At 69.5% G+C, this 25,316-nt stretch carries 20 protein-coding genes and 4 pseudogenes; 9 read left to right on the top strand and 15 right to left on the bottom strand.

From position 1 onward, the window contains the following. Positions 1-728, bottom strand: a pseudogene (locus tag ACGF4C_RS26495) (hypothetical protein); the annotation flags it as partial. Between the two features lie 500 nt (positions 729-1,228). Between ACGF4C_RS26495 and ACGF4C_RS26490 the strand changes: the two are divergent. Together ACGF4C_RS26490 and ACGF4C_RS26485 are read left to right on the top strand one after the other, a co-directional pair. After that, entirely contained in the window at positions 1,229-2,911 is a 1,683-nt protein-coding gene (locus tag ACGF4C_RS26490; protein WP_393569300.1) for a sigma-70 family RNA polymerase sigma factor, read from the top strand. 177 nt (positions 2,912-3,088) lie between these two features. Next, positions 3,089-4,108, top strand: a complete 1,020-nt coding sequence (locus ACGF4C_RS26485) for a C1 family peptidase (RefSeq protein ID WP_393569299.1) — start codon at positions 3,089-3,091, stop codon at positions 4,106-4,108. 124 nt (positions 4,109-4,232) lie between these two features. On the opposite strand, the gene ACGF4C_RS26480 is transcribed toward ACGF4C_RS26485, so the two are convergent. Next, positions 4,233-4,928, bottom strand: coding sequence for a hypothetical protein (locus ACGF4C_RS26480; protein ID WP_393569298.1), 696 nt, complete (start codon positions 4,926-4,928; stop codon positions 4,233-4,235). Continuing rightward, positions 4,925-5,272, bottom strand: a complete 348-nt coding sequence (locus ACGF4C_RS26475; protein WP_393569297.1) for a PadR family transcriptional regulator — start codon at positions 5,270-5,272, stop codon at positions 4,925-4,927. Before ACGF4C_RS26475 ends, ACGF4C_RS26480 begins: the two co-directional genes overlap by 4 nt. A gap of 436 nt (positions 5,273-5,708) precedes the next feature. On the opposite strand from ACGF4C_RS26475, the gene ACGF4C_RS26470 reads away from it, so the two are divergent. Next, positions 5,709-6,668 (top strand): cellulase family glycosylhydrolase, encoded by a 960-nt coding sequence (locus ACGF4C_RS26470; protein ID WP_393569296.1) that lies wholly within the window; start codon positions 5,709-5,711, stop codon positions 6,666-6,668. 117 nt (positions 6,669-6,785) lie between these two features. Here ACGF4C_RS26470 and ACGF4C_RS26465 read toward each other — a convergent pair whose 3' ends face one another. From ACGF4C_RS26465 to ACGF4C_RS26455, 3 genes are all read right to left on the bottom strand, one after another. Continuing rightward, positions 6,786-7,703 carry a sterol desaturase family protein gene (locus ACGF4C_RS26465; protein WP_393569295.1) on the bottom strand — a complete coding sequence of 306 codons (918 nt, stop codon included), beginning with the start codon at positions 7,701-7,703 and terminating at the stop codon, positions 6,786-6,788. A 203-nt stretch (positions 7,704-7,906) separates the two neighbouring features. Further along, positions 7,907-8,419, bottom strand: coding sequence for a MarR family winged helix-turn-helix transcriptional regulator (locus ACGF4C_RS26460; protein WP_393569294.1), 513 nt, complete (start codon positions 8,417-8,419; stop codon positions 7,907-7,909). A 345-nt stretch (positions 8,420-8,764) separates the two neighbouring features. After that, positions 8,765-9,274, bottom strand: coding sequence for a hypothetical protein (locus ACGF4C_RS26455; protein WP_393569293.1), 510 nt, complete (start codon positions 9,272-9,274; stop codon positions 8,765-8,767). A gap of 624 nt (positions 9,275-9,898) precedes the next feature. Between ACGF4C_RS26455 and ACGF4C_RS26450 the strand changes: the two genes are divergently transcribed. Then, a complete protein-coding gene (locus ACGF4C_RS26450; protein ID WP_393569292.1) occupies positions 9,899-11,440 on the top strand; it encodes an IPT/TIG domain-containing protein in 1,542 nt (513 codons plus the stop codon). Between the two features lie 465 nt (positions 11,441-11,905). Next, positions 11,906-13,030: a hypothetical protein gene (locus ACGF4C_RS26445; RefSeq protein WP_393569291.1), complete on the top strand. Its 1,125-nt coding sequence runs from the start codon at positions 11,906-11,908 to the stop codon at positions 13,028-13,030. Between the two features lie 619 nt (positions 13,031-13,649). Here ACGF4C_RS26445 and ACGF4C_RS26440 read toward each other — a convergent pair. Further along, the gene (locus tag ACGF4C_RS26440; RefSeq protein ID WP_393569290.1) at positions 13,650-14,729 is read right to left on the bottom strand and encodes a bile acid:sodium symporter; all 1,080 of its coding nucleotides are present in this window, start codon (positions 14,727-14,729) and stop codon (positions 13,650-13,652) included. Between the two features lie 171 nt (positions 14,730-14,900). Here ACGF4C_RS26440 and ACGF4C_RS26435 point away from each other — a divergent pair, with 171 nt between their 5' ends. Further along, positions 14,901-15,737, top strand: coding sequence for a hypothetical protein (locus tag ACGF4C_RS26435; RefSeq protein ID WP_393569289.1), 837 nt, complete (start codon positions 14,901-14,903; stop codon positions 15,735-15,737). A 156-nt stretch (positions 15,738-15,893) separates the two neighbouring features. Here the strand turns inward: ACGF4C_RS26435 and ACGF4C_RS26430 are convergent, their stop codons facing one another. From ACGF4C_RS26430 to ACGF4C_RS26400, 7 genes and pseudogenes are all read right to left on the bottom strand, one after another. Next, on the bottom strand, positions 15,894-17,282 hold the full coding sequence (locus tag ACGF4C_RS26430; protein ID WP_393569288.1) for a sensor histidine kinase: 1,389 nt from the start codon (positions 17,280-17,282) through the stop codon (positions 15,894-15,896). Beyond that, positions 17,279-17,941: a response regulator transcription factor gene (locus ACGF4C_RS26425; RefSeq protein WP_393569287.1), complete on the bottom strand. Its 663-nt coding sequence runs from the start codon at positions 17,939-17,941 to the stop codon at positions 17,279-17,281. Before ACGF4C_RS26425 ends, ACGF4C_RS26430 begins: the two co-directional genes overlap by 4 nt. A 59-nt stretch (positions 17,942-18,000) precedes the next feature. Next, a pseudogene (locus ACGF4C_RS26420) lies at positions 18,001-18,602 on the bottom strand (phosphatase PAP2 family protein). After that, complete coding sequence (locus ACGF4C_RS26415; protein WP_393569286.1) at positions 18,599-19,267, bottom strand: DedA family protein; 669 nt, start codon at positions 19,265-19,267, stop codon at positions 18,599-18,601. The pseudogene ACGF4C_RS26420 and the gene ACGF4C_RS26415 overlap by 4 nt, the downstream one beginning before the upstream one ends. A gap of 468 nt (positions 19,268-19,735) precedes the next feature. After that, positions 19,736-20,630: pseudogene (locus tag ACGF4C_RS26410) on the bottom strand (HoxN/HupN/NixA family nickel/cobalt transporter); the annotation flags it as partial. Beyond that, a complete protein-coding gene (locus tag ACGF4C_RS26405) occupies positions 20,585-21,007 on the bottom strand; it encodes a PP2C family protein-serine/threonine phosphatase (RefSeq protein ID WP_393569304.1) in 423 nt (140 codons plus the stop codon). The pseudogene ACGF4C_RS26410 and the gene ACGF4C_RS26405, both read right to left, overlap by 46 nt. A 70-nt stretch (positions 21,008-21,077) precedes the next feature. After that, a pseudogene (locus ACGF4C_RS26400) lies at positions 21,078-21,137 on the bottom strand (hypothetical protein); the annotation flags it as partial. A 235-nt stretch (positions 21,138-21,372) separates the two neighbouring features. On the opposite strand from ACGF4C_RS26400, the gene ACGF4C_RS26395 reads away from it, so the two are divergent. Further along, a complete protein-coding gene (locus tag ACGF4C_RS26395) occupies positions 21,373-21,534 on the top strand; it encodes a hypothetical protein (protein ID WP_393569305.1) in 162 nt (53 codons plus the stop codon). A gap of 591 nt (positions 21,535-22,125) precedes the next feature. On the opposite strand, the gene ACGF4C_RS26390 is transcribed toward ACGF4C_RS26395, so the two are convergent. Further along, positions 22,126-23,004 (bottom strand): hypothetical protein, encoded by an 879-nt coding sequence (locus ACGF4C_RS26390; RefSeq protein WP_393569285.1) that lies wholly within the window; start codon positions 23,002-23,004, stop codon positions 22,126-22,128. Between the two features lie 310 nt (positions 23,005-23,314). Here ACGF4C_RS26390 and ACGF4C_RS26385 point away from each other — a divergent pair, with 310 nt between their 5' ends. Both ACGF4C_RS26385 and ACGF4C_RS26380 read left to right on the top strand, forming a co-directional pair. After that, entirely contained in the window at positions 23,315-23,998 is a 684-nt protein-coding gene (locus tag ACGF4C_RS26385) for a response regulator transcription factor (protein WP_393569284.1), read from the top strand. Between the two features lie 2 nt (positions 23,999-24,000). Then, positions 24,001-25,296, top strand: a complete 1,296-nt coding sequence (locus ACGF4C_RS26380; RefSeq protein WP_393569283.1) for an ATP-binding protein — start codon at positions 24,001-24,003, stop codon at positions 25,294-25,296. Positions 25,297-25,316: the final 20 nt, after the last annotated feature.

Here is a 25,316-nt window from a genome sequence, read left to right as displayed (position 1 = left end):
CGCTTGCGCGCCGTGGGCAGCAGATTGTCCTGGCCCAGCAGACACGGCGTACGGGCGCCGACCAGCTCCTTGCCGTAGTCGAACGGCAGCGGTTCAAGGTCGGTGAAACCGGTGTTCGTCCGCCACTTGGTGACGAACGACACCGCCTGCTCGATCTCGTCGTCCCACTGGGCAGGCGTCCAGTGCTTCACCGAACCCCTGCCGTCGCCGCAGAAATGGCCGTTGAAGTGCGTGCCTATCTCATGGCCCTCCAGCCACGCCGCCCGCACATTCTTCAGCGTCTCCCTGATGTGGTCATCCTTGAGGTAGCCGATGGCGGAGGCACCCACGGGGTTGTTCGGCGGCCGGTACATCCGCTTCTTCGACTCCGGCAGCAGATACAGCCCGGAAAGGAAGAACGTCATCGACGCATTGTGATCCCGGGCCAGCTTGCGGAACCGCGGGAAAAGGCCATTTCCCACCTCCCCCGCACCGTCCCAGGAGAACACCACGAACTGCGGCGGCTTCTGCCCCGGCGCCAACCGCTCCGGCCTGGACGGCTGATGAGGCTGCTTACCCGTGAACGCCGTCGACCCGTCCCCGATCGGCCGGCCCTGCACCTTGTTTCCGTGCATGGTCCCGACCTTGTCCGAGCCCGACGAACCGGCGGAGGAGCACCCGGCAACCGACAGCGCGGCCGCCGCTCCTGCGCCGAGCCCGAATATCCGGCGGCGGCTGAATTCACGCATGACGATCCCATCGCATTGGTTCGAAGTTCTGGTAAGTGGCCCCCAGCGAAGTGGGACACCCGAAGGGAGAGGGGGAGTCGGATACCGGGGTTCCGCGCACGCAGGCCGTGCCGCCCGTCCCCCAACGCCCTTGGACGCGTACGACTCTCGCGGCGATCACTAGCGCACCGGTAACGCCCCACTAACAAGCGCTGCCGTGCGGACGGCGAAGCGGTCGGCCCCGGCTTCCGGGCCGCTTTTCCCTTTCCACAGCTGTGGACGACGGAGGCCGAGAGACCGGCCCCGGCCCGTACCGCACCCGCCTCCGCACCCGCCGCCGGACCTGCCCCGGCGCCCACCTCCGCGCCCGCGCCTGTCCCCGCCGAAGAGACCGAGGTTTTCTGTTATCCGGCCAGGGCGGGAGGATCCCCAGGCATGGCACGACCGATCGCATGACCGATGGCACGACCGATCGCATCCGATCGCACGACCGATTGCACAGCGAGGAAGGAAGCCGGAACGTGAACCCACATCCTGGAGCAGCGACTGTGGTGGCCGCGCGTGCTGGGGATCAGCAGGCGCAGGACGAGCTCGTGACCGGCTTCCTGCCGCTGGTCTACAACATCGTGGGCCGCGCCCTTCGCGGCCATGCCGATGTCGACGATGTGGTGCAGGAGGTCATGCTCCGCATGTTGCAGGGGCTCGACGGGCTCCGCGATCCCGACCGGTTCCGGTCCTGGCTGGTGGCCGTGACGATGAACGAGATACGCCGGCACTGGAACCGCAGGCAGGCGGCACCGGCCGACACCAGGGTGGACGACGTCGCCGACCTCGCCGATCCGGCCACCGACTTCGTCGATCTGACCATTCTCCGCCTGGGCCTGGCCGGTCAGCGCCGGGAGGTCGCCGAGGCGACCCGGTGGCTGGACGAGAACGACCGCGCACTGCTGTCGCTGTGGTGGCTGGAGGCCGCGGGCGAGCTCACCCGGGAAGAGGTCGCGGTCGCCCTGGAGCTGACCCCGCAGCACACCGCGGTACGGGTGCAGCGGATGAAGACCCAGCTGGAGACGGCCAGGGTCGTGGTGCGTGCGCTGTCGGCGGAGCCGCGCTGCGGGGAACTGCTGGCGATGGTGGCCCACTGGGACGGCGTCCCCTCCGCACTGTGGCGTAAGCGAATAGCCCGGCACGCGCGGGGCTGCGCGGCCTGTTCGGGGTACTGGATCGGCCTGGTCCCGGCGGAAGGGCTGCTCGTCGGTCTGGGCCTGGTGCCGCCGGCGGCCGGTTTGATCTGGCTGCTGTCCGGCACGCACGGCGCGTCCGCCGTCAACCTCGCCCCCGTCGCCGCCCGGCAGGACCTCCCCGGCAACGGCGGCGAGCAGGTGGTCCGGGCGGCGGTACGGCGGGGAGCGCACCGCGCGCCCAAGGCGGGCGGCAGGGGCGTCCGCCGGATCCTGCAGGCCCGTCCCCGCGGCGCGAGTGCGGTCGCCGGAGGCGCCGCCGTGACCGCCACCGCCGCCGCGGCCGCCTTGTCCCTCGTTCTCGTCCCCTCCGGCGGCGGCCACGACACCACGAGTGCGGCAGCCGCGCCCCGGCAACTGCCCGCGACGGCATCGGCGAGCTCGCCCACCCCGGAGCCCTCGGTCCGCCGTTCCACCAGCACGACTCCCTCGCGCCCCACGGCTACGCCGAGCCGCAGGTCGGCCCCCGCGGCCAGCCGGGACGAACGGCCCGCCCGTCCACCGCTGACCCCATCGCCGACCCCGACTCCCCGGCAGAGCCGGGCGGTTGACCCCGCCCAGCAGGTCCTCGCCGTGATCAACAAGGCGCGGGCCGACCACGGCCTGCCGCCCTACACCCTCACCCCGGGGCTCACCCGCAGCGCACAGGCCCACAACGGCGTGATGGACGACGGCTGCGGCCTGTCCCACCAGTGCCCCGGTGAAGCGCCGCTGGGGGACCGGGAGACGGCCCAGGGCGTGCACTGGGGAGCGGCCGGAGAAAACATCGGGCGGGCCACAGCGGGGCCGGACCCCCAGCAGATCGCCTCCGCCGCCGTCGGCCTGACCCAGTCCATGCTGAACGAGAAGCCGCCCAACGACGGCCACCGCCAGAACATCCTCAGCACGACGTTCCGCCACGTCGGCATAGGCATCCACCGGGACGCCAACGGCAACGTCTGGCTCACCCAGGACTTCTCCGACTGACCCAACTCCCGCTTCCGCAACGGGAGCTACCCCTCCGCGCGACTTTCCTGTTATCCACCCCACCCCGAGGGATCCCCTCCAACTGTCAGGTCCCTGACACTCGCTCTCCTGGCACGGCAGAGCACTGCACTGCACTGCCCTGCCCTGCACTGCCCCGCGCAAGAAATGAGGACACCCATGAGTCACGGTTCGCACCGCCACGGTTCGCACCGCTGGAAGGCGATGAGCGGCAGGTCGCGTGCGCTGATCGCACTGGCGTCAGCAGGTGTGGTCGGCGCCGTCACCGTCGGGGTGTCCTCGGCGGCCACCGGGTCGGCCGCCCCCCGGAAGACCACCGACCACCGTGCGGCAACCGCCGGGGCGTCGCAGATACCCGGTACGGCGACCGGAAAGCCGAAACGCTTCGCCACCGGCGCGGTGCCGTCCCGGGAGAACGGCCGGACGGACGCGCTCGGCAAGACCCTGGGCCCCAGGCTGGCGGCGCTCGCACCCGGCGCCACGGTCGGAGCGAAGCCTTCGGCGACCCGAACCGTCCTCCCCGCAAGCGTCGACCTGAGCAAGTACGCGCCAGCCCCCGGCAACCAGGGCCAGGTCGGATCCTGCGCCGCATGGGCCGTCGACTACACGGCCTACGGCGTCCTGGAGCGCGAGCAGAAGATCTCCGGCGGCCCCCAGGCGCCCATGTTCACCTACGCACAGGTCGTCAAGGGCCAGCAGCGGGGGACCTCCTTGGCCGATCACTTCAGGATCGCGATGAAGCAGGGCGTCGACGCCAAGTCCCACTACTGGCAAGGGGACTTCGACTGCACCACCCAGCCCACGGCCGGCGAGACGAGCAACGCGGCGAAGTGGAAGCTGTCCGGGTACACCCCCCTGCACACCGGAAGCCGGCTGAAGAACGAGGTGAAGGCGGCACTCGCCAAGGGCCTGCCGGTCACCGTCGCGATGCCGGTACACAACAGCTTCTTCACCGTCACCCCCCGAGCAGCCGCCTCCTACACCTACGCCCCGACGGCCGGTGACCCCGTGGCAGGCGGCCATGCGATGGCCGTCATCGGCTACAACAGCAAGGGAGTACGGGTGGAGAACTCCTGGGGCTCCGGCTGGGCCGACCACGGATTCATCAACCTGTCCTGGCAGACCCTGACCGCCCAGACCTGGGAGGCCAACGCCGTCGGCAAACTCATCAAGCGCTGACCCCCGCCCCCGCCGACACCCAAGGCCCCCGAACACCCAACAAGGCCCCGGCCGTCCACCGACCGGGGCCTTGGCCTTCGCCTTCGCCATGGAAGCGGGCTACGAGGAACGAACCCGCGCGGCCCTAACAGATGCGATTCCGGACCCAGGCAGCCCCGCCTGCGGCGGCGCCGATCATTCCGGCCAGCGCCATGGGGGCGGTGAAGAGGAGCTGATAGGTCCCGATCACGTGGTCCCCGAAGTAGCCGATCGCGACGGCCAGCCCGGCCGCTGCCACGAGGATGACGGGAAGAGCCCTGGTCAGGGCCTGCACGGTCGCTTCGCTCGCGGCGGCGTGGTGGTACTGGAGCGTCCCGCGCACGGCGCGCCGGATCAAGAAGAAGGCGACGACCACGCAGACGGGCAGACCCACCCACATCAACGGGACGCCGGGGTTGGCGAACTCGCGCACCTCCCGGTGCACATGCCCGTCGAGCGTGGTGGTCAGGGATTCGCCGCTGGGGTCGAGGAGGTGGGACCAGGACACGTACCAGAAGGCGAGGGCGGCAAGGGCGGGCAGAGCGGCACCCTGGGCCGCCGCGACGGCGGTCTCCTTCAGGTGCCGGCGCTCGGGCAGCAGACCGCGTTCGTCGGCCCACGAGGTGGCCAGCGCCTCGATGTCGCCGCCGATGTAGTCGGCGACCGACCGGCCGTCTGCGGAGGCGGCAGTCAGGTCCGCGGCCAGCTCCTCGGCCATCTCATCGGCCGCGCCCTGTGCGACGCCGAGGCGGCGCCACGTCTCCGTGGCCTTGTGTATCGCGTCCTCGACCGTCAGGGTCATGATTCCTCCCGCGCAGGTGCGCCGATGATGCTGTCGATGCTCGTGGCGAATTCGCGCCAGTCGCGGCCCCACGACCGGAGCATCCGTATGCCCGCTTCGCTGGGCATGTAGTAGGTACGGGCGGGGCCCCCGCCCCCGCTGCGGCGTTCGACCGTGACCAGCTCGCGTTTACGCAAGCGCGCCAGCGCCGGGTAGATCGAGCCGTCGGCGACCTCCAGCCCCACCTTGGCGAGCCGGACGGTCATCTCGTAGCCGTAGACCGGCCCCTCCGCCATCAGAGCCAGCAGGCACATATCCAGCACCCCTCGCAGCCACTGGGCGCGGGGGGTGGACGTCTCTTCCATGGCCAGTACCTTACACAGCAAGAGTCATGCACTACAAGATAGTGCGGTGCGAGGTAGGTGGGGCGCCGGTCGTGGGAGTTCGCCGGGCTCACATGGATCTCACAAGATCCACTCCTACCGTCCGAAGGCGTCGGTGCGGTGGATGTGTGGATGGATCTGTGGGGAGTGCCCAGTGGATGACAGGAGCGGCACAACCGAAGGTGGCCGACCTGCCGGGGGCAAGCGCGGTTGGCGCCGCCGGGGTGTTGCAGCGGTGGCGGGGGTCCTGGCCATGACGATGTCGGTGGCCGGGTGCGGGGCTCGCCCCTCCGGCCCGTCCGGTGCGAAACCCACCCCTTCTTCGAGCGCTGGTTCCGGCGCGGGGACGGGGGAGGGCGCGGTCAGCGTGCAGGGTGCCCAACTACAGCGGGACGGACGGCCGTTCATGCCGCGCGGGGTGCAGATCGTCGGCCTGGTGGCGCCACAGGCACGATTGAAGGGCGACTACGCCAAGGCCGGCCGGCGCTTCGGCGCGGCAGAATTGCGCGCCGCGCGGGCCAGGCACGCCGATACCGTGCGTTTTCAGGTCAGCCAGTTCGCCCTCGACCCGCAGGACTCGATATACGCGCCCGGCTACCTCAAAGAAGTGGAGAAGGCCGTCCATCTGGCACGCGGCCTCGGATTCACCGTCATCGTGTCACTGCAGGCCGAGCGGCACGCAGGAAAGAACGACCGCTGCCTTTTGCCGGATGCGGGAGCCGAGCGCGCCTGGTCACGGCTCGCCCCCGCATTCACCGACGACCACGGGGTCATGCTTCAGCTGTACAACGAACCCGTCGCAAAGACGGTCAACAGTGCCGCGTGGCAGACGTGGCTCTCGGGCGGGCCTGCAGCGACCGCCAGGCACGGCCGGTGCACTGCGGTGGGGATGCAGCAGCTCGTCGACCACATCCGTTCCCAGCACGTCGGAAACGTCCTCATCGTCTCCGGGCTGGGCGTCAAGACGACCTTGGCGAACGCCCCGCACGTCAACGACCCTGCCAATCCCCGCGATCCGCAGCTCGTCCACGCCGTGCACTATCCGCTGCTCACCGGTCCACTCACCGCCGAATGGAACAGGGATTTCGGAGACCTCAGCGCCTCGAAACCGGTGATGGTCACCGAATGGAACGCCAGCTCGGGGTGGCAATGCAATCCAAACGTCCCAGCAAATGCCCGGCGGCTGCTGGACTACTTGTCCACCCACCACATCGGTGTGGTCGGGTTCGCGTTCGACCACCCGAAGACGATCGTGAAGAACTGGAAACACGTGCCGACCACCTATGCCAACTTCCATTGCGGGCGGCAGTATGACGGTGGCCCGGGGGAATTGCTCTTCCGCTACTACGCACGCACACCGGCTGCCTCGCGCGGGTGACTCGCTCGTCGACCGGGTTCCGGTACATGCCGGCACAAGCCGCGGGACCTGTCGCGCCGCCGGTACGGGCGGTGCGACAGGTCCGGGCCGACCGGCTCAACCGGCCTCGGCCGACCGTCAGACGGACACCGGGACCTTGGCCGGCTGCTCGACGGCTTCCGGTACCCCGGCAGGCCGACCGACGGCTCCGGGCTCGCGCCAGCCCGGAGGCCGGAACAGGTAGCCGATGCGACCGCGCCAGGTACGGGCGTGACGGATGTCGCGGAGCAGGCCGGTGAACTCGTAGTAGTTGGCCTTGATCGGGTTGAAGGTGTTGATGTTCTTCGTCAGCCCGTAGCGGACGCGTTCGGTCTCCTCGGCGTAACTGCCGAAGATCCGGTCCCAGATGATCAGGATGCCACCGTAGTTCTTGTCCAGGTAGGGGTTGTTGGCGCCGTGATGGACACGGTGGTGCGAGGGCGTGTTGAAGAGGTACTCGACCGGGCGCGGGAGGCGGTCGATGCGCTCGGTGTGGATCGGGTACTGGTACAGCAGCACGATGGACTGGGACACGAAGATCATCCAGGCGGGTATGCCGAGCAGCGCCAGCGGGACGTACACCACGCTGGTCAGGAACGATCCGGGGATCAGCCAGGGCAGGCGGACCGCGGTGGAAAGGTTGAAGTGCTCGCTGGAGTGGTGAACGCTGTGCGAGGCCCAGAAGAGCCGGATGCGGTGGCCCATCCGGTGCTTGGCGTAGTAGGCGAGGTCGGCCAGGAAGATGGCCACTGCCCACACCCACCATGCCGACGAGGACAGGGTGTGCGGGGCGAACGCCGCGGCGGTGACCACGATCGGCAGTTCGATGAACTTGTCGAGCGACTTGGTGAGGCGCCCGAGCGCGTAGATGGACAGGCTGGTTGCGGTGTCCCGGGCTGAGATGCCGGCGCGCTGGGTCTTCGGGTCCTTGTCCAGCTTGTAGCCGATGAACTCGATGGTCATCAGCAACAGGAACGCCGGGACCGCGTACAACCCGATTTTGAGGGTTTGCTCCATCAGTTCAGCCTTTCGTCAGGGTGTGCTCTGCCGGAGCGGTCTGCCGCCGGCTCCATCGCCGCGTCCGAGGCCCACAGCGGGGCCCGGGGCGGGTGGTGCAGTCGGAGGGGGAGCCTGGCGGCGGGGGCACGACGCGCGGGAGCGAACGGCGTCCGGGGCGTCGCGGCGTGAGGGCGGGGCGGCCGGGTCGGCGGCCCCGGTTACTACTGGTCCCCCAGGCCGAGGAGGGTGGCCCGGGCGCGGGCCTCGCGCCAGACGTCGAGGCGTGCCTCGTCCGGGTCGGCGAGCAGGGTGAACAGGGCCGACAGTGCGTCGAGGGCCTCACCGCCGAGTCGTGCGCGGATCGCCTCGTCGACCTCGCGGCGGGCCTGGCCGAAGGCCCGGAGGAAGGCAAGCGCCTCGGGGGTCGGGCGGACGAACTTCTCCCGGCCGTCACCGGGCGACTTCTCCAGCGTGAGGTAACCCTGCTCGCACAGCTCGGTGATCTGCTTGCTCGCGGCCTGGCGGCTGATCTCCAGCTTGCGGCCGATCCGGGAGACGGTCATCTCGTCGTCCTTGGCGCACAGCCGCAGGATCACGCCGTTGGGCAGGCGCGTGCCGGTGAAGCCGATGGCGATCAGTCGTTCCTCGACGCGACGCCGGTAGCCGAGCCAGGAACGCACCAACTGTGGACCCAGCGCGAGGTCCGAGTCCCCTTCGGGGATATCAGCAACCATGGTTGACAATGTAGGCGCACCCCCCTGGAGAAACGCAACCATGGGTGACAAGTTTGGGTTGCAGGGCGAGCCCGCACGGAAGGGTGAGCGACCGGCCTTGCCGCGACGGCGACCACGCTTGGGGTGAGCCGGGCGCCAAGTCCCCTCTGTCGGGGGCGCTTTCGCGCGTCAGGGCAAGCCGGGAGCCCCGGCGCCGGATGGGGTCCAGGCAACGAACGACGTCGAGGGGCCCGGACGACGGACAAGGCCCAGATCACCGACCTGGACCTCAACTGCGGAGCGGGTGACGGGTGGAACGGGCCCAGCAGCATGAAGGTCTTGGGGCCGGCCGCGAAGAACCCGCATTCACCCGGTCTCAGGCCGCTCCACGCCGTCCTCCGCCTTCACCGGCCGCCAGGCGGGATCCTTCTCCCTCTGCGCATCCGCGGCGATCTGCATCCACCCGTGCTCCTCGGCGAACACCTCGCCCGTTCCTTCGTCCAGGGCGCGGCGGACGATGTCGCACACATGGACCGGCCCGGCCTTGTGCACGGGGTCGACGATCACGGCGGGATCATCTCCCTCATGCTCGGAGCGGTCCCAGTACCCGCCGGCCGTGAACAGGATCGCTTCACCAAGATAGGCGCCCAGTCCACGGATGTAGAGATCGATCCTGGATGCGCCGCCCGGCCGGCCCTGATAGGCGAGGGCGGCGGCTTCCAGGACGGGCAGGCTTTCCGGGCCGTAGTCGCAGACGAAGTCCTCGGGCACCGGCAGGCCGTCGCGTGCGACGAGTTTGCCGATCTCGATGGCGAGCTCATCCAGCCATATGGTCTGGGCTTCGCTGCAACTGTGCGGGTACTCGCCCGGGGACATGATGTCAGCGTAGGCGTCGAGTGTGACCGCGCGGTAAGTCGCCTATGACGGCGGCTTGTTCACACTGGCCGTGGCGCCCCCGATCCGTCGACCAGCACGCCGGGGGGCGGCAAGCCCACCCAGGGACCGAAGGACCCGGATGGCGACCTCGCCGACACCGGATCCAGCGCCCCCGTCGGGCTCCTGTCCGCTCTGGCCGCCGCCCTCGTCTTCACCGGTGCAGCCCTGGTGTGGTGGAAGAAGCGGCGTAGCGCCGGCAGCTGGTCCGTACCGGCAGCCGGTCCGTGTCCGTGCTGCTGAACATATGGGAAGGCCCCGCCGGATCCGGCGGGGCCTGAGGGCGACTCGACATCGAAGGTGCGCTGCGGCGGATGGCACCCGCGGCGAACGGGCGCCGTGGGCGGGGAAGTTTCGCAGTCGCGCGAGATGGGGAGAAGGCTCATACCGAACCAAACGGGCTGCCCATCCCTCCTCGGGGGTGCGCAGCCCGCCGTGTTGTGGTGGTCGTGTGGCCTGTGGCCGCGGCTGTGCTGTGTGGTGCCCCGGACAGGGATCACCGGACCTGTGCTCTTCCCCATGCAGGGATGGCCAGACCCCGGGCGGCCCCTCACCAAAGGGGTCCACATGAATACCCTCGTTCAGTCGCCGGGGCAGGAACTGCTGAGCACGGCGCCCCTCCTCGGCCAGGCGGAGGTGAACCGGACAGCGGCGCCGGTGCGCACCTTCCTGGCGGTCACGTCCATCCCCGTCGGCACCAACCCGGTCGGGCTGGCGTTCATCCCCAACGGTGACCTCTACGTCACCAACTCCGGGTCGAACAACGTGCAGACCATCGACACCGCCACGGACACCGTCATCGGCGCCGCGATCCCGACCGGCACCACGCCGGTCTGGCTGACCGTCGCCCCCAACGGCAGCGCCTACGTCCCCAACAACGTCTCCAACAACGTGACGGTGATCGACACCGCCACCAGCACCGTCGTCACCACCATCGCCCTCAGCGGCGGCCCCGCCGCGGCAGCGGTCATCCCCAACGGCAACGTCTACGTCAGCCGCTTCACGGCGAACAGCGTGCAGGAGATCGACACCGCCACCAACACCGCTGTCGGCGCCGCGATCCCCACCGGCAGCGGGCCGGTCGGCATCGCGGTCGCCCCCAACGGCAAGGCCTATGTCGCCAACCGGAACGCCAACAACGTGACGGTGATCGACACCGCCACCAGCACCGTCCTCACCACGATTCCCGTCGGCTCCGGGCCGAACTTCGTGGCGATCGCGCCCAACGGCAACGCCTACGTCGCCAACATCAACTCGAACAACGTGACGGTGATCAACACCATCTCGGACACCGTCGTCGGCGCCCCGATCCCCGTCGGCACCAACCCGTGGGGCGTCACGGTCGGCCCCGACGGCCACGTCTACACGGCCAACCGTGGGTCGAACGACGTGTCGGTGATCGACAGCGTCACCAACACCGTCATCGGCGCCCCGATCCCCGTCGGCAGCCAGCCGATCGCCCTGGTGGTCGCGCCCAACAACAAGGTCTACGTCACCAACATCGCCGGGGCCAGTGTCAGCGTCATCCAGTTCGACCCGACGATCAGCAGCATCACCCCCAACCAGGGGCCCATCGCGGGCGGCACGCCGGTGACGATCACCGGCACCAACCTGACCGGGGCGACCGTCACCATCGGCGGCAACCCGGCCACCGGCGTGATGGTCAACGCCACCGGTACGCAGCTCACCGCGATCACTCCGCCCGGGGCGGCAGGTCCCGCGGACGTCACCGTCACCACTCCTGGTGGCAGCGCCACTCTGGTGGGCGGCTTCACCTACGTGCTCCCCGTCCACGCCACCTCGCTGACCGCGACCCCGGCGCTGTCGAAGCTGTTCCCGCCGCACGTGTACTTCCCGTTCCTGACGGCCACGCTGACCGACCAGGTCACCGGCCTTCCGGTGCCCAACCAGCCGATCCTCTTCAAGGCCGGCAGCAACGTCCTGGGCATCGCCAACACCGACGCCCAGGGCGTCGCCCGGGTGAACGAGACGCTCACCCTGTCGCTGATCCTCCTGCACGGCGGCTACGAGGTCAGCTTCGCCGGCGCGGTCACCCCGACGGCCATCCTGTCCCCGTCCAGCGCCAGCGCACCGGTCATCGAACCCTGACCTCCGGCCGGTCACCGGGACGGCTCCGCCCCCCTTCCGTGCGCTCCGGAACAGGAGCGCACGGAAGCTGCGGATCTGGTGCGGAGCCCCTGAACCGGTCCGGCCAACAAACAAGGCCCAGGTCTCCGACCTGGGCCTCAACTATGGAGCGGGTGACGGGAATCGAACCCGCGCTCTGAGCTTGGGAATCAGGGGGCTTTCCGGCGCCCAATGCATGAATGACCTGCGGAGACGCCGCATCGGGAGTACGGTTCCAGGCGTACCCCCTGGGCCCCTGTTGACCGTCGTTTACCGCTCTGTCTGGCACGGGAGTGGCACGACGGGTGAATGTGCCCCTGAAGGGGCTTGCCCTGTACCCGAGGGCTTTGCTCGACGGGTGTGCGCAAGGGCGGTTCGGAGTCGGCATTGCTGCCGCAAGTGGTGGCTTGTCCTGCAAGGCTGGGCGGCGTGACGTACGCAGTGACAGTGGATACGCAGATCGTGGGCGGCGCTCCGGAGATGGACGAGCTGCAGCGGGTCGGTGCCGGGGCGCTTCTGGAGAAGGGCTTCGACTCGGTCGAGTCGATCGACGGTCCGGACGGCGTGGAAGTGGACATTGCCGACACGTGGGTGGGCGTCCATCCCGGCGGCGCATTACTGAAGGTGTTCGTGGACGCGCCGGCGCTGGAGTTCGCGGAGGAGGCGGTTCGTGCGCTGGTGGAGGAGCTGCTTGAGCGCTCGGAGCTGCTCGCTGACTGGGCGGTCGTACGTTGCGAGGTTGAGCTGCACCCCGACCTCGCGAAGGAGAGTCTGGAGGCGGCCGACGGACCGGATGCCCCGCCGGACGATCTCGCCTCGCGGCGTGCCCGACTGATCGAGTCGGCTGCTGGTAATACCGCCGTTGGCGCGACGAGCGACGCCGTCGATACCGAGTCGGCGCAACGCAGGATGCGTTCCATGGCCGGCCGGCTGCGGGCCTTCGGGCCGGAGGTTTTCGGTGCTCCCGATGAGGAGGACAAGGACGAAGACCTCGCTGACCACGGCTCCCGGGTGTCGGTCGATGACGCAGAGGTGGCAGCCGGGGCGTTGGTGTGGGCGACGGATGTCCTCTTGGACGAGCTGTTCCAGGACGCGTATGCGCTGGCTGCGGAGGAGACCAACGTTGCTGAGTGTGACCGGCCGATGTGGCTGCTCGATGAACTCCCGCCGCGCTATGCCCTGCGGTACGACTCCCGTTTTGCCCGGCGTTTCCTGGTGACGGCCGTTGCCCTGACCACACGCTTCACCGAGCGCAGCTTCCAGCAACTGGGCTGTGTAGCGGAGGAGCTGGTACTGCGGCTCCTTCTGGACCGGGCCGAGGTGACCCTTGAAACGTTCGGTCTTCTCGATGAGGGGGTCTCGTCGGCTCTGGAGTGCTTTGCCGCGATGGTCTACGAGGACATGGACCACGAGTGGTTGTACGACGACTCGAAGGACGGCATCGACGAGAGTCCGGTGGGCGAGTACCTCGGCGTCGCGCCCATGGGGCTAGCGAGTTGGTTCAGGCCGTTCGGTGAGGACCGATACGTCCATCCTTATGCAGTGGATGAACCCATCGCTGAGGAACGCTGACGAACGGGAGAAGGGGATTCAGGTATTGGTTGGCGGCCAGGGGGGGCAGAGCAGCCGACGGCGACGGGTCACCCTTGAACCCACGACCTCTTCGTCCCGAATGAGGTTCGGGGACTGATCTTGCCTGCGCGGATGGCGTTTGCCCAGGTCAGAGGCGTGGTGGCGGTTGGTCTCAGGTGGTGTCGACGGGTTTCCGGGAGCGGGTCGGCTCCCAGATGGCTCCCAGAAGGGCATTGGACCGGGACTTCAGGCCGGCCGAGGCTTCGAGTGCCTCGCCCGGGACGCGCCGGAGGGCGTCCCCGTCCCTGGCGGACCCGTCACGGAGATCCTCGACATCCTGCCGGACAACGCCCGAGTCCATGGACGCGGACCGTCCGCCTGGTCGTGCGCGACCTCGATGACGCCCTCGCCGTCGATATCACCGACGGGTGGGGCATGCGGCTCGGCAGCGCGGCTGTTCGATCGCGGGCACTCTTGCAGCGGGGTGGGAACGAGTATCGTCGCGCCGCTCCCGCGACGTGGCGATCTACTTCGGTGTCCGACTCTCCTGACGGGTTGCACTCCGGCCGTTTTCACTCTGCTCGCCCCGGTCCGCGGGGGTGGAACGCGGCGACGCGTGTCAGCCCGGCGATGCCCACGCCGGGCGCCGCAGCCCTGCCCGTACGACCCGATTGGCGGCTGTCTTCTGCAGCAGACCGCAGGCGAGGACCGGAAGCAGCAGGTGCGGCTTGTCCGGGAGCGTAGCGGTGATCAGAACGGCGCTCGCGCTGCTGTTGTTCATGCCGCAGGCGAGCGTGAGCGACGAGGCGGCGGGCGGGTCCAGCCGCAGCAGCCGGGCCGCGCACCGGCCGAGTACGAACGAGAGCAGGCAGACCAGTGCCGCCACGACCAGCGCGGCAGCGAACAGCAGGGGGCGGGGCTGGGCGACGAACGTGCCGAGGGCGCCGCTGGCGTTGACGTACGTCAGGACGAGCGAACCGACCAGGGTCACGGGCATGACGACGCCCAGCACCTGGCTCAGCCATGACGGGGGCAGGGCGAGCCGGAGCAGGATGCCCGCGGCACAGGGCAGCACCACGCCGACGAGGGTGACACCGCCGCCCGCGGTGTGGATGCTCGCGGCGAGCGAGTCGGCGTAGCCGCCGCTGAGCAGCGGGGACAGGAGCCGGATCACCAGAGGCGCGGTGAGCGGGCTGAGGAGCGTGGAGGCGAGCACCAGGCCCACCATCGTGGGCTGATCACCGCCGTCCCCCTTGCCGGTCCACACGGTGGCCCCGGCCGCGACGGGCATGGCAACGATGAGGATCATCGCGGTGACCAGGCCACTGCCGCCGTCGGTGTCGGGTGACTTGTGCAGCAGGAACGCCACGAGGGGGATGACCAGCAGCGGGATCGCCAGATGCAGCGCGAGCCCCGCGAGCAGCGCACTCGGGCGCCGCAGCACGCGGCCCAGCTCATTGACGGGGACCTGGAGTCCGGCCGAGAACAGCACCAGCGACAGCAGGCAAGGGGCGGTGCACAGCGACAGGTAGAGCAGCGGCCCAAGCGGCAGGGTGTGGGTGTGGCGCAGCCACAGGCCGGGGCCTGGCAGGAAGAGGGCGCCGGCGTAGGACAGGACCACTGCCCGGCCGAGTCGGCGCCGCAGCCAGGCCGTCGCGCGGCCAGTAGTGGGTGAGGGGTCGGTGGTCGGAGCGTGCAAGGTGGCCTTCTTCTTCCGTCACGGGGGCAGGGGCGGGAAGGAAGGCCGCTATACGGAGACACAGTGCGTGCGTGTGCATGCCGCCATGCTGCTTGTACGGGCCGGGCGGAGCGAGTGATCCACGGCGGCAGTCAGGATGCGTTCAGGTGCCCCGTGCCACGGTCGGGCAGCATGACCTATGAAACGTCTGAGAGTCCTGTGGTTTCGGAGGCTGGTCAGGCAGCCCCTTCCCGACACCGGCTGCGCTGGAACAAGGTGCCCGAAGTCACCCTCTACTTCTGGATCATCAAGGTGCTGTGCACGACGGTCGGTGAGACCGGGGCCGACCTGCTGAACGAGAAGGCCGGCCTGGGGCTGACCGGTGTGTCGGTACTGATGAGTGCCCTGCTGGCGGTCGTCCTGGTGGTCCAGTTCCGCACCCGCTCCTACCGGGCGGGCGTGTACTGGCTCGCCGTGGCCCTGATCAGCGTCGTCGGCACACTGATCAGCGACAACCTCACCGACAACATGGGCGTGCCGCTGGAGACCAGCACCACGGTCTTCGCGATCATCCTCGCGATCGTGTTCGTCGTCTGGTATCGGCGCGAGCGGACGCTCTCCATCCACCACATCGACACCACCAGCCGCGAGTCCTTCTACTGGCTTGCGGTCCTGTTCACCTTCGCCCTGGGCACCGCCGCCGGCGACCTGGTCTCCGAGCGCATGGACCTCGGGTACTGGCTTTCCGCCGTCCTGTTCGCCGCGGCTATTGCCGCGGTGGCCATCGCACACTTCGCGCTGGGCCTGGACGCGGTGTGGAGCTTCTGGATCGCCTACATCTTGACCCGCCCCCTCGGTGCCTCCATCGGCGACTACCTCTCCCAGCCCACGGGCGACGGCGGTCTCGGCCTGGGCACTGTGGTGACCAGCGGCCTGTTCCTGGCGGTCATCCTCGGGCTGGTCGTCTACCTCTCCGTCAGCCGCAGGGACGTCACCGAACCGGAGCAAGCAACGGTGCGTACGGCCTGAGTGGCAGGAACAGTGGCCTCAGGAACCGTTCAGAACTGCTCTTCAGGGTTAACGGTCCCGGCGGCACCTGATGGCCGGTTCATCTCACAGGGCATCCGCCTCTTCGGGCGGGTGTCCTGACCTGCGCCAACCTGGCTGCTGTTCCGGGCATACCGGTCACCCGGCGGGCAGGCTGACCATGAACCGGGCTCCGGGGGTGTGCGTCGGGTCGTAGGACACCTCGCCGCCGACGGCTCGGGCGAGACGTCGCGCGAGCGGCAGCCCGAGCCCCGCGCCGTCGTGACCGTCGTCGCGATCTGCGCGCCGGCCGGGCTGGAAGAGATCCCCGGCGAACGCCTCCGGCACCCCGGGGCCGTCGTCGACGACGTCGATCAGTACGGCGCCCGGGATACCTCGCGCCGACACGGTCACGCCGGAGCGGGCGTAGCGGACGGCGTTGGTCAGCAGGGGACTGACGATGCGTTCGAGGAGAGGGGGCGCGACCCCCGCCTCCAGCACCGCGGTTTCGCTCTCGATCGTCGCCTTCACGCGGTCCCGTGTGTCGAGACCTTGGACCAGGTGGTCGAGGACAGGGACGATGTCCGTTGTTCCTGGGGCTGTGGACGACGGATTCTGCGCGTTCTCGCGGGCCTCGTCCAGAAGCGTGTCGCAGATCGTGCGCATCGACTGCGCGGCCTCGGCGATCACCTCATGGGTGGCACGGGTCTCGGCTTCCGAGCGGGGGCGGGCCCGTCGCCACCAATCGAGTTCCATGACGATCCGGGTGAGCGGAGTGCGCAGTTCGTGGGACAGCTCGCCGGTCAGTTGCCGTTCGTGGCGCAGCACGGTGCGGATCCGGTCCAGGAGCGCGTCCAGTGACGCGCCCAGGCGGGCCAGTTCGGCCGGGTGTTCGTTCGTGCCGAAGCGCTCGGCGGAGCCCACGGCACTCCACTGGGTGGCCTGGTCGGTCATCGTCCGGACCGGGCGCAGGGCCCCGCCGACAGCGAGACGCGTGAGCAGGTAGGTGCACGCGAGCATGACCGCGTCCAGGATCAGTGATCCCAGCAGCAGGGTGTTGGCCGAACTGCGGTAGGGGCCGAGGTCCAGGGCGGTGACGACCGTTGCGTCGGCATGGTGGCCGGTCAGTGGCCGGGAGCACAGGCGGACGGGCTGCTGCCCATGGGCGTTGACGGTCGTGCACGCCGGGGCGCGATGTGCGGCCAGCCGGTCGGCGGTCTGGGTGAGCGGGCTGCCAGCCGTCGTCGACGGAGGCTTTTCGAGCAGTCGTGTGCCGGTGTAGATCCAGACGTGCGCGTCGAGGAGACCGTCGTTGGCGGTCTCCAGGACGCGCACACGGGGGCCGCTGGTGTCGACGGTCGTGGCCACGGCGGCGGCGCGGTTGCGTAGTTCGTCGTTCGCCTGATGTTGCAGATGGCGGTCCATCACGGCGTTGAACGCCACGGTCAGGACGGTCATCAGCAGGGCGGCGGTGGTCAGCGCCACGAGCGAGAGCCGGCCGCGCAGGGTGCGGGGCGCCAGGCGGCGCAGGACACGGTGAAGGTTCATGACAGGTGGTGTCCGATCCCGCGTGCCGTGCCGATCGTCAGTGTGCTGCCGGCCCCGCGCAGCTTGCGGCGCAGCCGCGTCAGGTACTGGTCCAGGGTGTTGTCGCTCACGTACGCGCCTTCCGGCCAGCCGGCCCTGACCAGCTCGCGACGGGGCACAGTGGATCCGCCCGCGGCGACGAGCGTGGCGAGCAGCCGGAACTCCGTCGGGGTCAGGGCGACACGGGCACCGTGCACGGTGACGCTGTGGCCGACCGCGTCCAGGACCAGGTCACCGGCCGTGGCCGCGGCCGGAGCGGCCCGTCTGAGAGCGACTCTCAGGCGCGCGGCCAGCTCGGCCAGGTGGAAGGGCTTGGGCAGGTAGTCGTCACCGCCGGCGGAGAAGCCGGACAGCCGATCGGTGAGCTGGTGCCGGGCGGTCAGGAAGATCACGGGGGCGAGGAAGCCGTTGGCACGCATCGCCTGGCACACGTCGCGCCCGTCGGAGTCGGGCAGCCCGACGTCCAGAACGGCCGCCGCGATGTCCGCGGTGGCTGCCAGACGCAGGGCGGTGGCGCCATCGGCGGCGAGGGCGGAGTCGAAGCCCTCGTCGTACAGGCCGCGGCGCAGTACGTCCCGCAGTGCGTGATCGTCCTCGACGATAAGGATCTTCTGTCGCATGGTCTCCAGCGGCTCCACAGCCGGTCATCGGGTCGTGCCAACGACGAGCGGTCGGTTCATCAGGGAATGAGGAGTGGACGCAGCCGCCCGGAGGTGATCCACCGTGCGAGGGTTTCCGACTGTCTCCGCACCAGGGTCATCGACAACAGCGCGATCAGCGCGCCGACGGTGATCCCGGCGGCGACGTCGTGCGGATAGTGCGCGCCGACCCAGACGCGGGAGGCCGCCATCACCAGGGCGGCAACGGCCCCGACCGTACCCAGCCGCCGTGAGACGAACAGCAGCGCCATCGCGGCGGCAGCCGCGATCGCCGCATGGTTGCTGGGGAAGGACCAGTCGCCGGGTGCCGGACACGCCTCCAGCACTTTCACATGCAGACTCTGGCACGGCCGGTCCTCGCGCACCACCATCTTCGCCACAGCATCGACACCGTACGCCACCACGACAATCGCCGGTACGGCCAGCGCCGTGACCGCGGCTGTGGCCCCGCCTGTCGGGCGCGCCACCAGCCGAGGGTCGCGAGGACAGCGAAGAGCGCGAGTCCGTACGTTGACCAGAACGACACCAGGGCGTCCAGACCGCCGGGCGAGTGCTGCGCCAGACGCACCACGTCCCGGTAGCCGGATCCGTCGATCGAGGACCCGTCGAAAGCCAGGATCATCCGCGCTCCTCGCGTGCCCTGGCAGCCCGGCGGGAGCGGAGGACCTCGGAGAACAGGGGGATCAGCGAGACGACGACGATCAACGCGACCATCGGTAGCAGGTAGCGGTCGACATTCGGGATCGAGGAACCCAGCGCATAGCCGGCGAGAGTGAGGCCGAGGCTCCACACCAGCCCGCCGATCACCTGCCACACCGTGAACGTCCGCATCGGCACGCCGAGCGCGCCCGCCATCGGATTGAGCACCGTGCGCACCACCGGCACGAAGCGGGCCAAGATGACGGCCTTCGCGTGTCCGTACCGCTCCAGCAGTTCCTCGGCCCGCTGTGCCCCCTCCTGCAGTCGCGTGGAGCGGCTGCGGGCGAGCAGCGCCCCGCCCGCCTTCCGTCCGAGCACATACCCGCACTGCGCACCGGCCAGCGCGCCGAAGGCCGCCGCGACCAGCAATGGCCCCAGCGAGAGGTGAACGGCCTGGTCGGCCGTACCTGTACACAGCAGGCCCGCCGTGAACAGCAGCGAGTCCCCGGGAAGGAAGAAGCCGACCAGCAGCCCCGTCTCGGCGAACATCACCACACCCACGCCCAGGACACCGAACGCGGCCAGCAACGACCGTGCGTCCAGTACGTTGACGGCCAGCTGCGAGGCGAGGTGCAACGGTGTGGTCATCGGCCTCGGGCCTTCCTAGAAGTGACTACAAGCATGTAGACGATTCATGGACTGTAGACGAATGGCGAGCGAGGAGTGTTCCCCGTGACCTAACGGCTGTCAGTGACCTGGGGCACCGACAGCGGCAGGTGAACGTCACCACCCTGCGCCGGACCGGGCACACAGGGGCGCCAGGGAGCGGCACCCGGCGGCCGGGCCACGGGGTGGCGTCTGTCGCCCATCCTGCGAGCCAATCGCAGCGCTCACCCGCCAGCCTCAGTCTGCGGTGGCAGCCGCTGCTGAACCCGCTGTGGCGGAGGTCCGCGCAGGGTCTCTTTCCGAGTGGACAGGCATATCCGCTGGTCCCGGAGATCGGGTCTCGCGGTGAGCCGCGCGAGGCGAGAGGAGACGCTTGCTGCGTTGCGCTGGCACGTTTGCTCGCGGCCCCATTCGCCAGCAGTACGCACACGCGAGCGGGTCTGCGGGATGTCAGTCGGCGCTTTGGCCGGCGGGCCGGATGTCCGCCGACCACTTCTCCTCGATGCGGCCGAACTTCCAGACGGCGAGGGCGATGACCCAGGTGGCGAAGAAGATGCCGACGATGGCGAAGCCGATGATGTTGAGGGTCCAGGCCGGCGATCCAGTCCCAGAAGAAGCCGTGCAGGTCGAGTTTCTCGGCGAGGAGGCCGAGGAGTTCGACGGTGCCGATGATCAGGGCGACGGCGACGGAGAGACCGGTGATGGTGAGGTTGTAGTAGACCTTGCGCACCGGCTTGGAGAAGGCCCAGCCGTAGGCGAAGTTCATGAACGAGCCGTCGATGGTGTCCAGCAGCGACATTCCGGCCGCGAACAGGACGGGCAGGCAGAGGATGGCGTACCAGGGGAGCCCGGAGGCGGCGCCGGAGCCGGCGAGGACGAGGAGGGCGATCTCGGTGGCGGTGTCGAAGCCGAGGCCGAAGAGCAGGCCGAGCGGGTACATCTGCCACGGCTTGGAGATCGACTTCATGACGCGGCCCAGGAGGCGGTTCATGAAGCCGCGCTTGTTGAGCTGCTCCTCCAGGGCGGCTTCGTCGAAGTGGCCGGCGCGCATCTGTCGGAAGACCTTCCAGATGCCGGCCAGGATGACGATGTTGATGATCGCGATGATGTAGAGGAACGTGCCGGAGACGGTGGTGCCGATCAGGCCGGTGACGTCGTGCAGCTCGGAATTGTCGTTCTGCACCGGTCCGGCGAGGGTCTTGATGCCGAGGGAGAGCAGGAAGGCCAGGCCGAAGACGATGCTGGAGTGCCCCAGGGAGAACCAGAAGCCGACCGACAGCGGGCGCTGGCCGTCTTCCATCAGCTTGCGGGTGGTGTTGTCGATGGCGGCGATGTGGTCGGCATCCGGATGTGGTGCAGCAGCGAGGCGGGGCTGGCTTCGGTCCACTGCGCGGCCCGCCTCTCGAACGGGTAGAAGCCGCCGTCGCCGTCGCGTGCCTCGATCACACCGTCGGTGTAGAGCAGGAGGGTGTCGCCGGGCTCGAAGGAGAACACATCCACCGTGTAGTCCGATTGCCCCAGGCCGCCGAGCCCCAGCGGCGGTGCAGGGTGCAGGCTCGGGGTGGTGACGGCGCTGCCGCGGCTGAGCAGCAGCGGGGGAGGGTGCCCGCAGCTGGTCATCTGGGTGATCTGGTCCCGATCGGGGATCTCCAGCAGCAGCGCGGTGGCGAAGCTCTCCCCGGGCTCCTCCGCCTGCTCGAAGTCGGCCAGGTAGCGGGCCACGCTCTGCGCGCAGGGCGGCGGCCAGCTCCGGCAGGGAACGGTGCCGATAAGCGGCTTCACGGAAGGCCCCGAGCAGGAGGGCAGCCTCGCCGATGGCGGACAGGCCCTTGCCCCGTACGTCCCCGATCATCACGCGTACCGCGCCGTCGCATCGGGTGGCGGCGTACAGGTCACCGCCGATCTGCGCCTCGTCCTCGGCCGCCAGGTACAGGCAGGCGATCTTCAGCGGTCCGATCTTCTCCGGCAGCGGCCACAGCAGGACATGCTGCGCCGCCTCGGCCACCGACCGCACCTGAGCCAGCTGGGCGCTACGCCGCTCGCGCACGGCAGACAGGAACACGACCAGAACCGTCAGTAGCGCGAGAGTGGCGATCTGCACTATGTGGTTCGTCGTGGCCAGGCCGCCGTGGAACACCGCGATGATCACCTGGGCCGCCACGGCGAGCACGCCGATGACCCCGGTCACCAAGGGGCCCGCGAACGCCGCGGCGATCGCGGGCGCGATGACCAGCGTAGGCCCCAGATGAATGTCCGCGGGAGAGCGAATGTCCGCCACCGTGATCACCGCGATGAGCGCGACGGGAATCACCAGCAGCGCACGGCTCGACCACCGGGGCTGCCGCAGACCAGCAGGCTGCAGCTGGGAGCCCACGCCTCCACCTTGCACCGCGCCGCAGCAGCTGACCACCGCGGCTGGCAGGAGATGCCCGCATCGCGGAGATCGACGTCACCGTCAACGATCTCCTGGCCTGCGGCAGGCCCTTACCGAGATCCACCAGGGGACCGGGGCCGCCGAGGATCACCCGGACAGCCGCTGGCCTTTCGCGGCAGGGCGCTGATGTTCGCGTGAGGACGTCACCGCGGAGGCTGGGGCAGGGGGCTTTGCAACCGCTGAGGTTATATCCGTGGGCTTCCCACATCACGGGCTTCATCTTGATCGGTGCACCTTGGTCGGAGCGCATGATCAGACGAAGGCCGTCTCAGCTTCTGGAGAATGCCCAGGTCGGCGACCGTCCCGCAGACGACCTGGTCGACGTTGCCCTGCACAGTGATCGAGTCGCGTATCCCAATCAGCGGTCGAGCCGGCGCGGGGCTTCGGGCGGCCAAGTTCGTGGTGTTCAGGAAACGCCTGCCAGCTTCTCTTCCCGACGGGCGGTGTCCTTCCGCTCCTGCACGTGGGCGTAGCCCATGAGGCCGATGAGGATGGTGAGGAGTACGGCCGACGAGCCCGCCGTACCGAGGTCGAGGCCGCCCTTGGCGCGGGGCTTGGTGAGGAAGTCGCCGGCGGTGGCCCCGAGGGGGCGGGTGAGCACGAAGGCGACCCAGAACAGCAGGACGTTCGGCACGGCAGGCACCCGCATGAGGGCGACGAGTACCGCAAGTACGCCCCCGACGAGCAGCGCACCGCCTGCGTAGCCGAGTCCGGAGCTGTCGGACAGGAAGTCACCCATCGAGGTGCCCAGTGTGTTCGACACGAGGATCGCTGCCCAGAAGAGGGCCTCCGCGCGGAAGGTGACGATGTCGCGGATGGAGAACGTCAGCCCGGTGTACTTCCAGATGATGAAGATGGCGATCAGCAGCGAGATCAGGATCGCTGCGCCGGTGGGGTACCCCAGGCCCAGGCCCTGCGGCCCCCAGCCCAGCGAAGTGGCCCCGCCGGTGAGGAACTTGGCGCTCGCGTCCCGGTTCATGAAGTCGGACATCGTGGTCCCGGCCATGCTGGTGGACAGGATGACGGTCCAGTAGAAGAACGGGTTGTAGCGCCGGGAGCGGAGCTGGACGACGAGCGTGACCACGAAGATCAGGAACAGCGCGATCGTGGTGAGGAAGTATCCGAGTTTGAGGGTCTGGGCGAAGAGGTCACCGGCGGTCTCGCCGAGGGTCGTGGCGGCGATCTTCATGATCCAGAAGGCCAGGGTCACCTCCGGCAGCTTCTTCATGACAGATCGGTCGGCGCTGGCGATATCCAAGTCGGTCAGGAATTCGGACTTTTCCACTTTCGATCTCTCCTGGTGGGGGCAGGCACGAGGCAATGTCTTGTTCAGCTACGAGGCATCACTGTGGAGTAGTACGTCGCAGGCCACCCGAACCTCTCAGCCATAACCTGTACGCATCCGGAAGCCGCCCGGTCGCCCGCACGAAGCGCCCGGACGGGGGAATGGCGCCCGACCGCGCCACCCGCAACCTGAACGCATCCTGTGCACGCGCGCCGTCCTCCTCGGTTTCGCCGTCCCCAGGCCCGATCATGACTGCCATGCACTCCGCCACCGGGTCGTACGGAGTCGTGGCCACAGCTAGCGTGATGATGTGGCACGGATTGTGATCGTCGAGGACGATGACGCCATCGGAGGCCGGCTCGCGGTGACGCTACGCGCCGAAGGTCATGACTGTGACTGGTGCCCCGATGGCGCGGCGGCGCTGGCCCGTGCCGAGCGAGGGCCGTCCGAGCTGGTGCTGCTGGATCTCGGGTTGCCGGACGTGGACGGGTTCGAGCTGTGCCGGAGCCTGCGGGATCGTCTGCCGGGGGCCGTGATCATCGTGCTGACGGCGCGTACCGAGGAAATGGATGTGATCCAGGGCTTGGAGTCGGGGGCCGACGACTATCTGACCAAGCCGTTCCGGCTCGCCGAGCTGCAGGCGCGGATCGCCGCCCATCTGCGGCGTGCCGATCCGGGCCAGGAAGGCGGCCCCGGCCGGATCCGGCACGGCTCCCTGCTGATCGACCGCACGGCCCGGCGCTGCCTCACCCCGGCGGGCGAGGTGGAGCTGCGACCCAAGGAGTTCGACCTGCTGGTCCGGCTGGCCGCCTCCGCCGGCCGTGCGGTGAGCCGGGAGGACCTGATGAGCGATGTATGGGACGAGAACTGGTTCGGTCCCACCAAGACGCTCGACGTCCACGTGGCAGCGTTGCGCCGCAAGCTGGGCGACAGGGTGCGCATCACCACCCTGCGGCACTTCGGCTACCGGCTCGAACCGCCCGGGGAGCGCTGACCGTGCGCCGCCGGATCCTGCGGGCGGTCGTCGTCGCGGTGGTGTGCGCGGTGGTGCTGTTCTCCGTACCGCTGGCCGTGGCGACGCTGCGGCTGTACCGGCAGGACGAGGTGCGCGAGCTGGAGCAACTTGCCGACCGGGTGGCGGTGACCGTCCCGGCGGATGTGCACCATCCACGCGACCCGATGGAGCTGCCGCGCGTCGAGTCCGACACCCGGGTCGGGGTGTACGACGAAGGGGCGCGACTGGTGGTCGGGGCCGGGCCCGCGCGCGGGGACGGCCCGGTGCATGACGCCCTGGCAGGCCGGGCCTCGCCGTCCCAGCTGGGCGATCGGCTGGTGGCGGCGGTTCCGGTGGGGTCGGGCGAGCGGGTACGGGCGGTCGTGCGGGCCAGTTCACCGGCGGACGGGCCGCTGCGCCGGGCGGCGCTGACCTGGGCCGGCATGCTCGCACTGGCCGCGGTCGCGGTCGGCGTGGGCGCCGTGCTGGGGGTGCGGTCCAGCAGGCGTCTGGCGCGCCCGTTGGAGGCGCTGGCGGCGGCGGCCGGCCGGCTGGAAACCGGCGATCTGACGGCCAGGGCCGCGCCGTCCGGTCTGCCGGAGGCCGACGAGGTCGCGAGCGCGCTCAACCGCGCCGCCGCACGCATCGAGGAACTCTTGCGGCGTGAGCGGGCCTTCAGCGCGGACGCCTCGCACCAGCTGCGCACGGCGCTGACCCAGGTGCGACTGGATCTGGAGAGCGCGCAGGCATCGGGCGGCCCGCACGCTGCGCTGCGCGCCGCCCTGGAATCGCTGACCAGCACGGAGACCACGCTGGACGATCTTCTGGATCTGGCCCGGGACATGCCCGAGCAGGCGCCGCTCGACGTGGTGGCGCTGCTCGACGGCGCCGCGCGGCGCTGGCACGGGGAGCTGGCGGCCGTGGCCCGGCCGCTGAGGATCACCGTGGAGGAGGCGCTGCCCGACGCGGTCGGCTCGGCGCGCGCCGGGCGGCAGATCCTGGATGTGCTCCTCGCCAATGCGCTCGGCCATGGCAGCGGCACGGTGACCGTCGCCGCTCGGGACGCGGCCGGGGCGCTCGCCGTGGATGTGGCGGACGAGGGCCCCGGCCTGCCCGAGGGGCAGGACGTCTTCGCGCGGCGCAGCGGCGACGCCGACGGCGGCGGTCATGGGATCGGGCTGGCCCTCGCCCGGTCCCTGGCGGAGGCCGAGGGCGGGCGCCTGATGGTCTCCAGGAGAACCCCGCATCCGCGTTTCACCTGGCTGGTCGCCGGCGGGGGGAAGGAATCCGCCCCGTGACACGGTGTCATGCGGTGGCG

This window comes from Streptomyces sp. NPDC048197 (genome assembly GCF_043202395.1).
In the GTDB taxonomy this organism is placed as follows: domain Bacteria; phylum Actinomycetota; class Actinomycetes; order Streptomycetales; family Streptomycetaceae; genus Streptomyces; species Streptomyces siderophoricus.
This window is presented reverse-complemented; position numbering and strand designations above follow the sequence as displayed.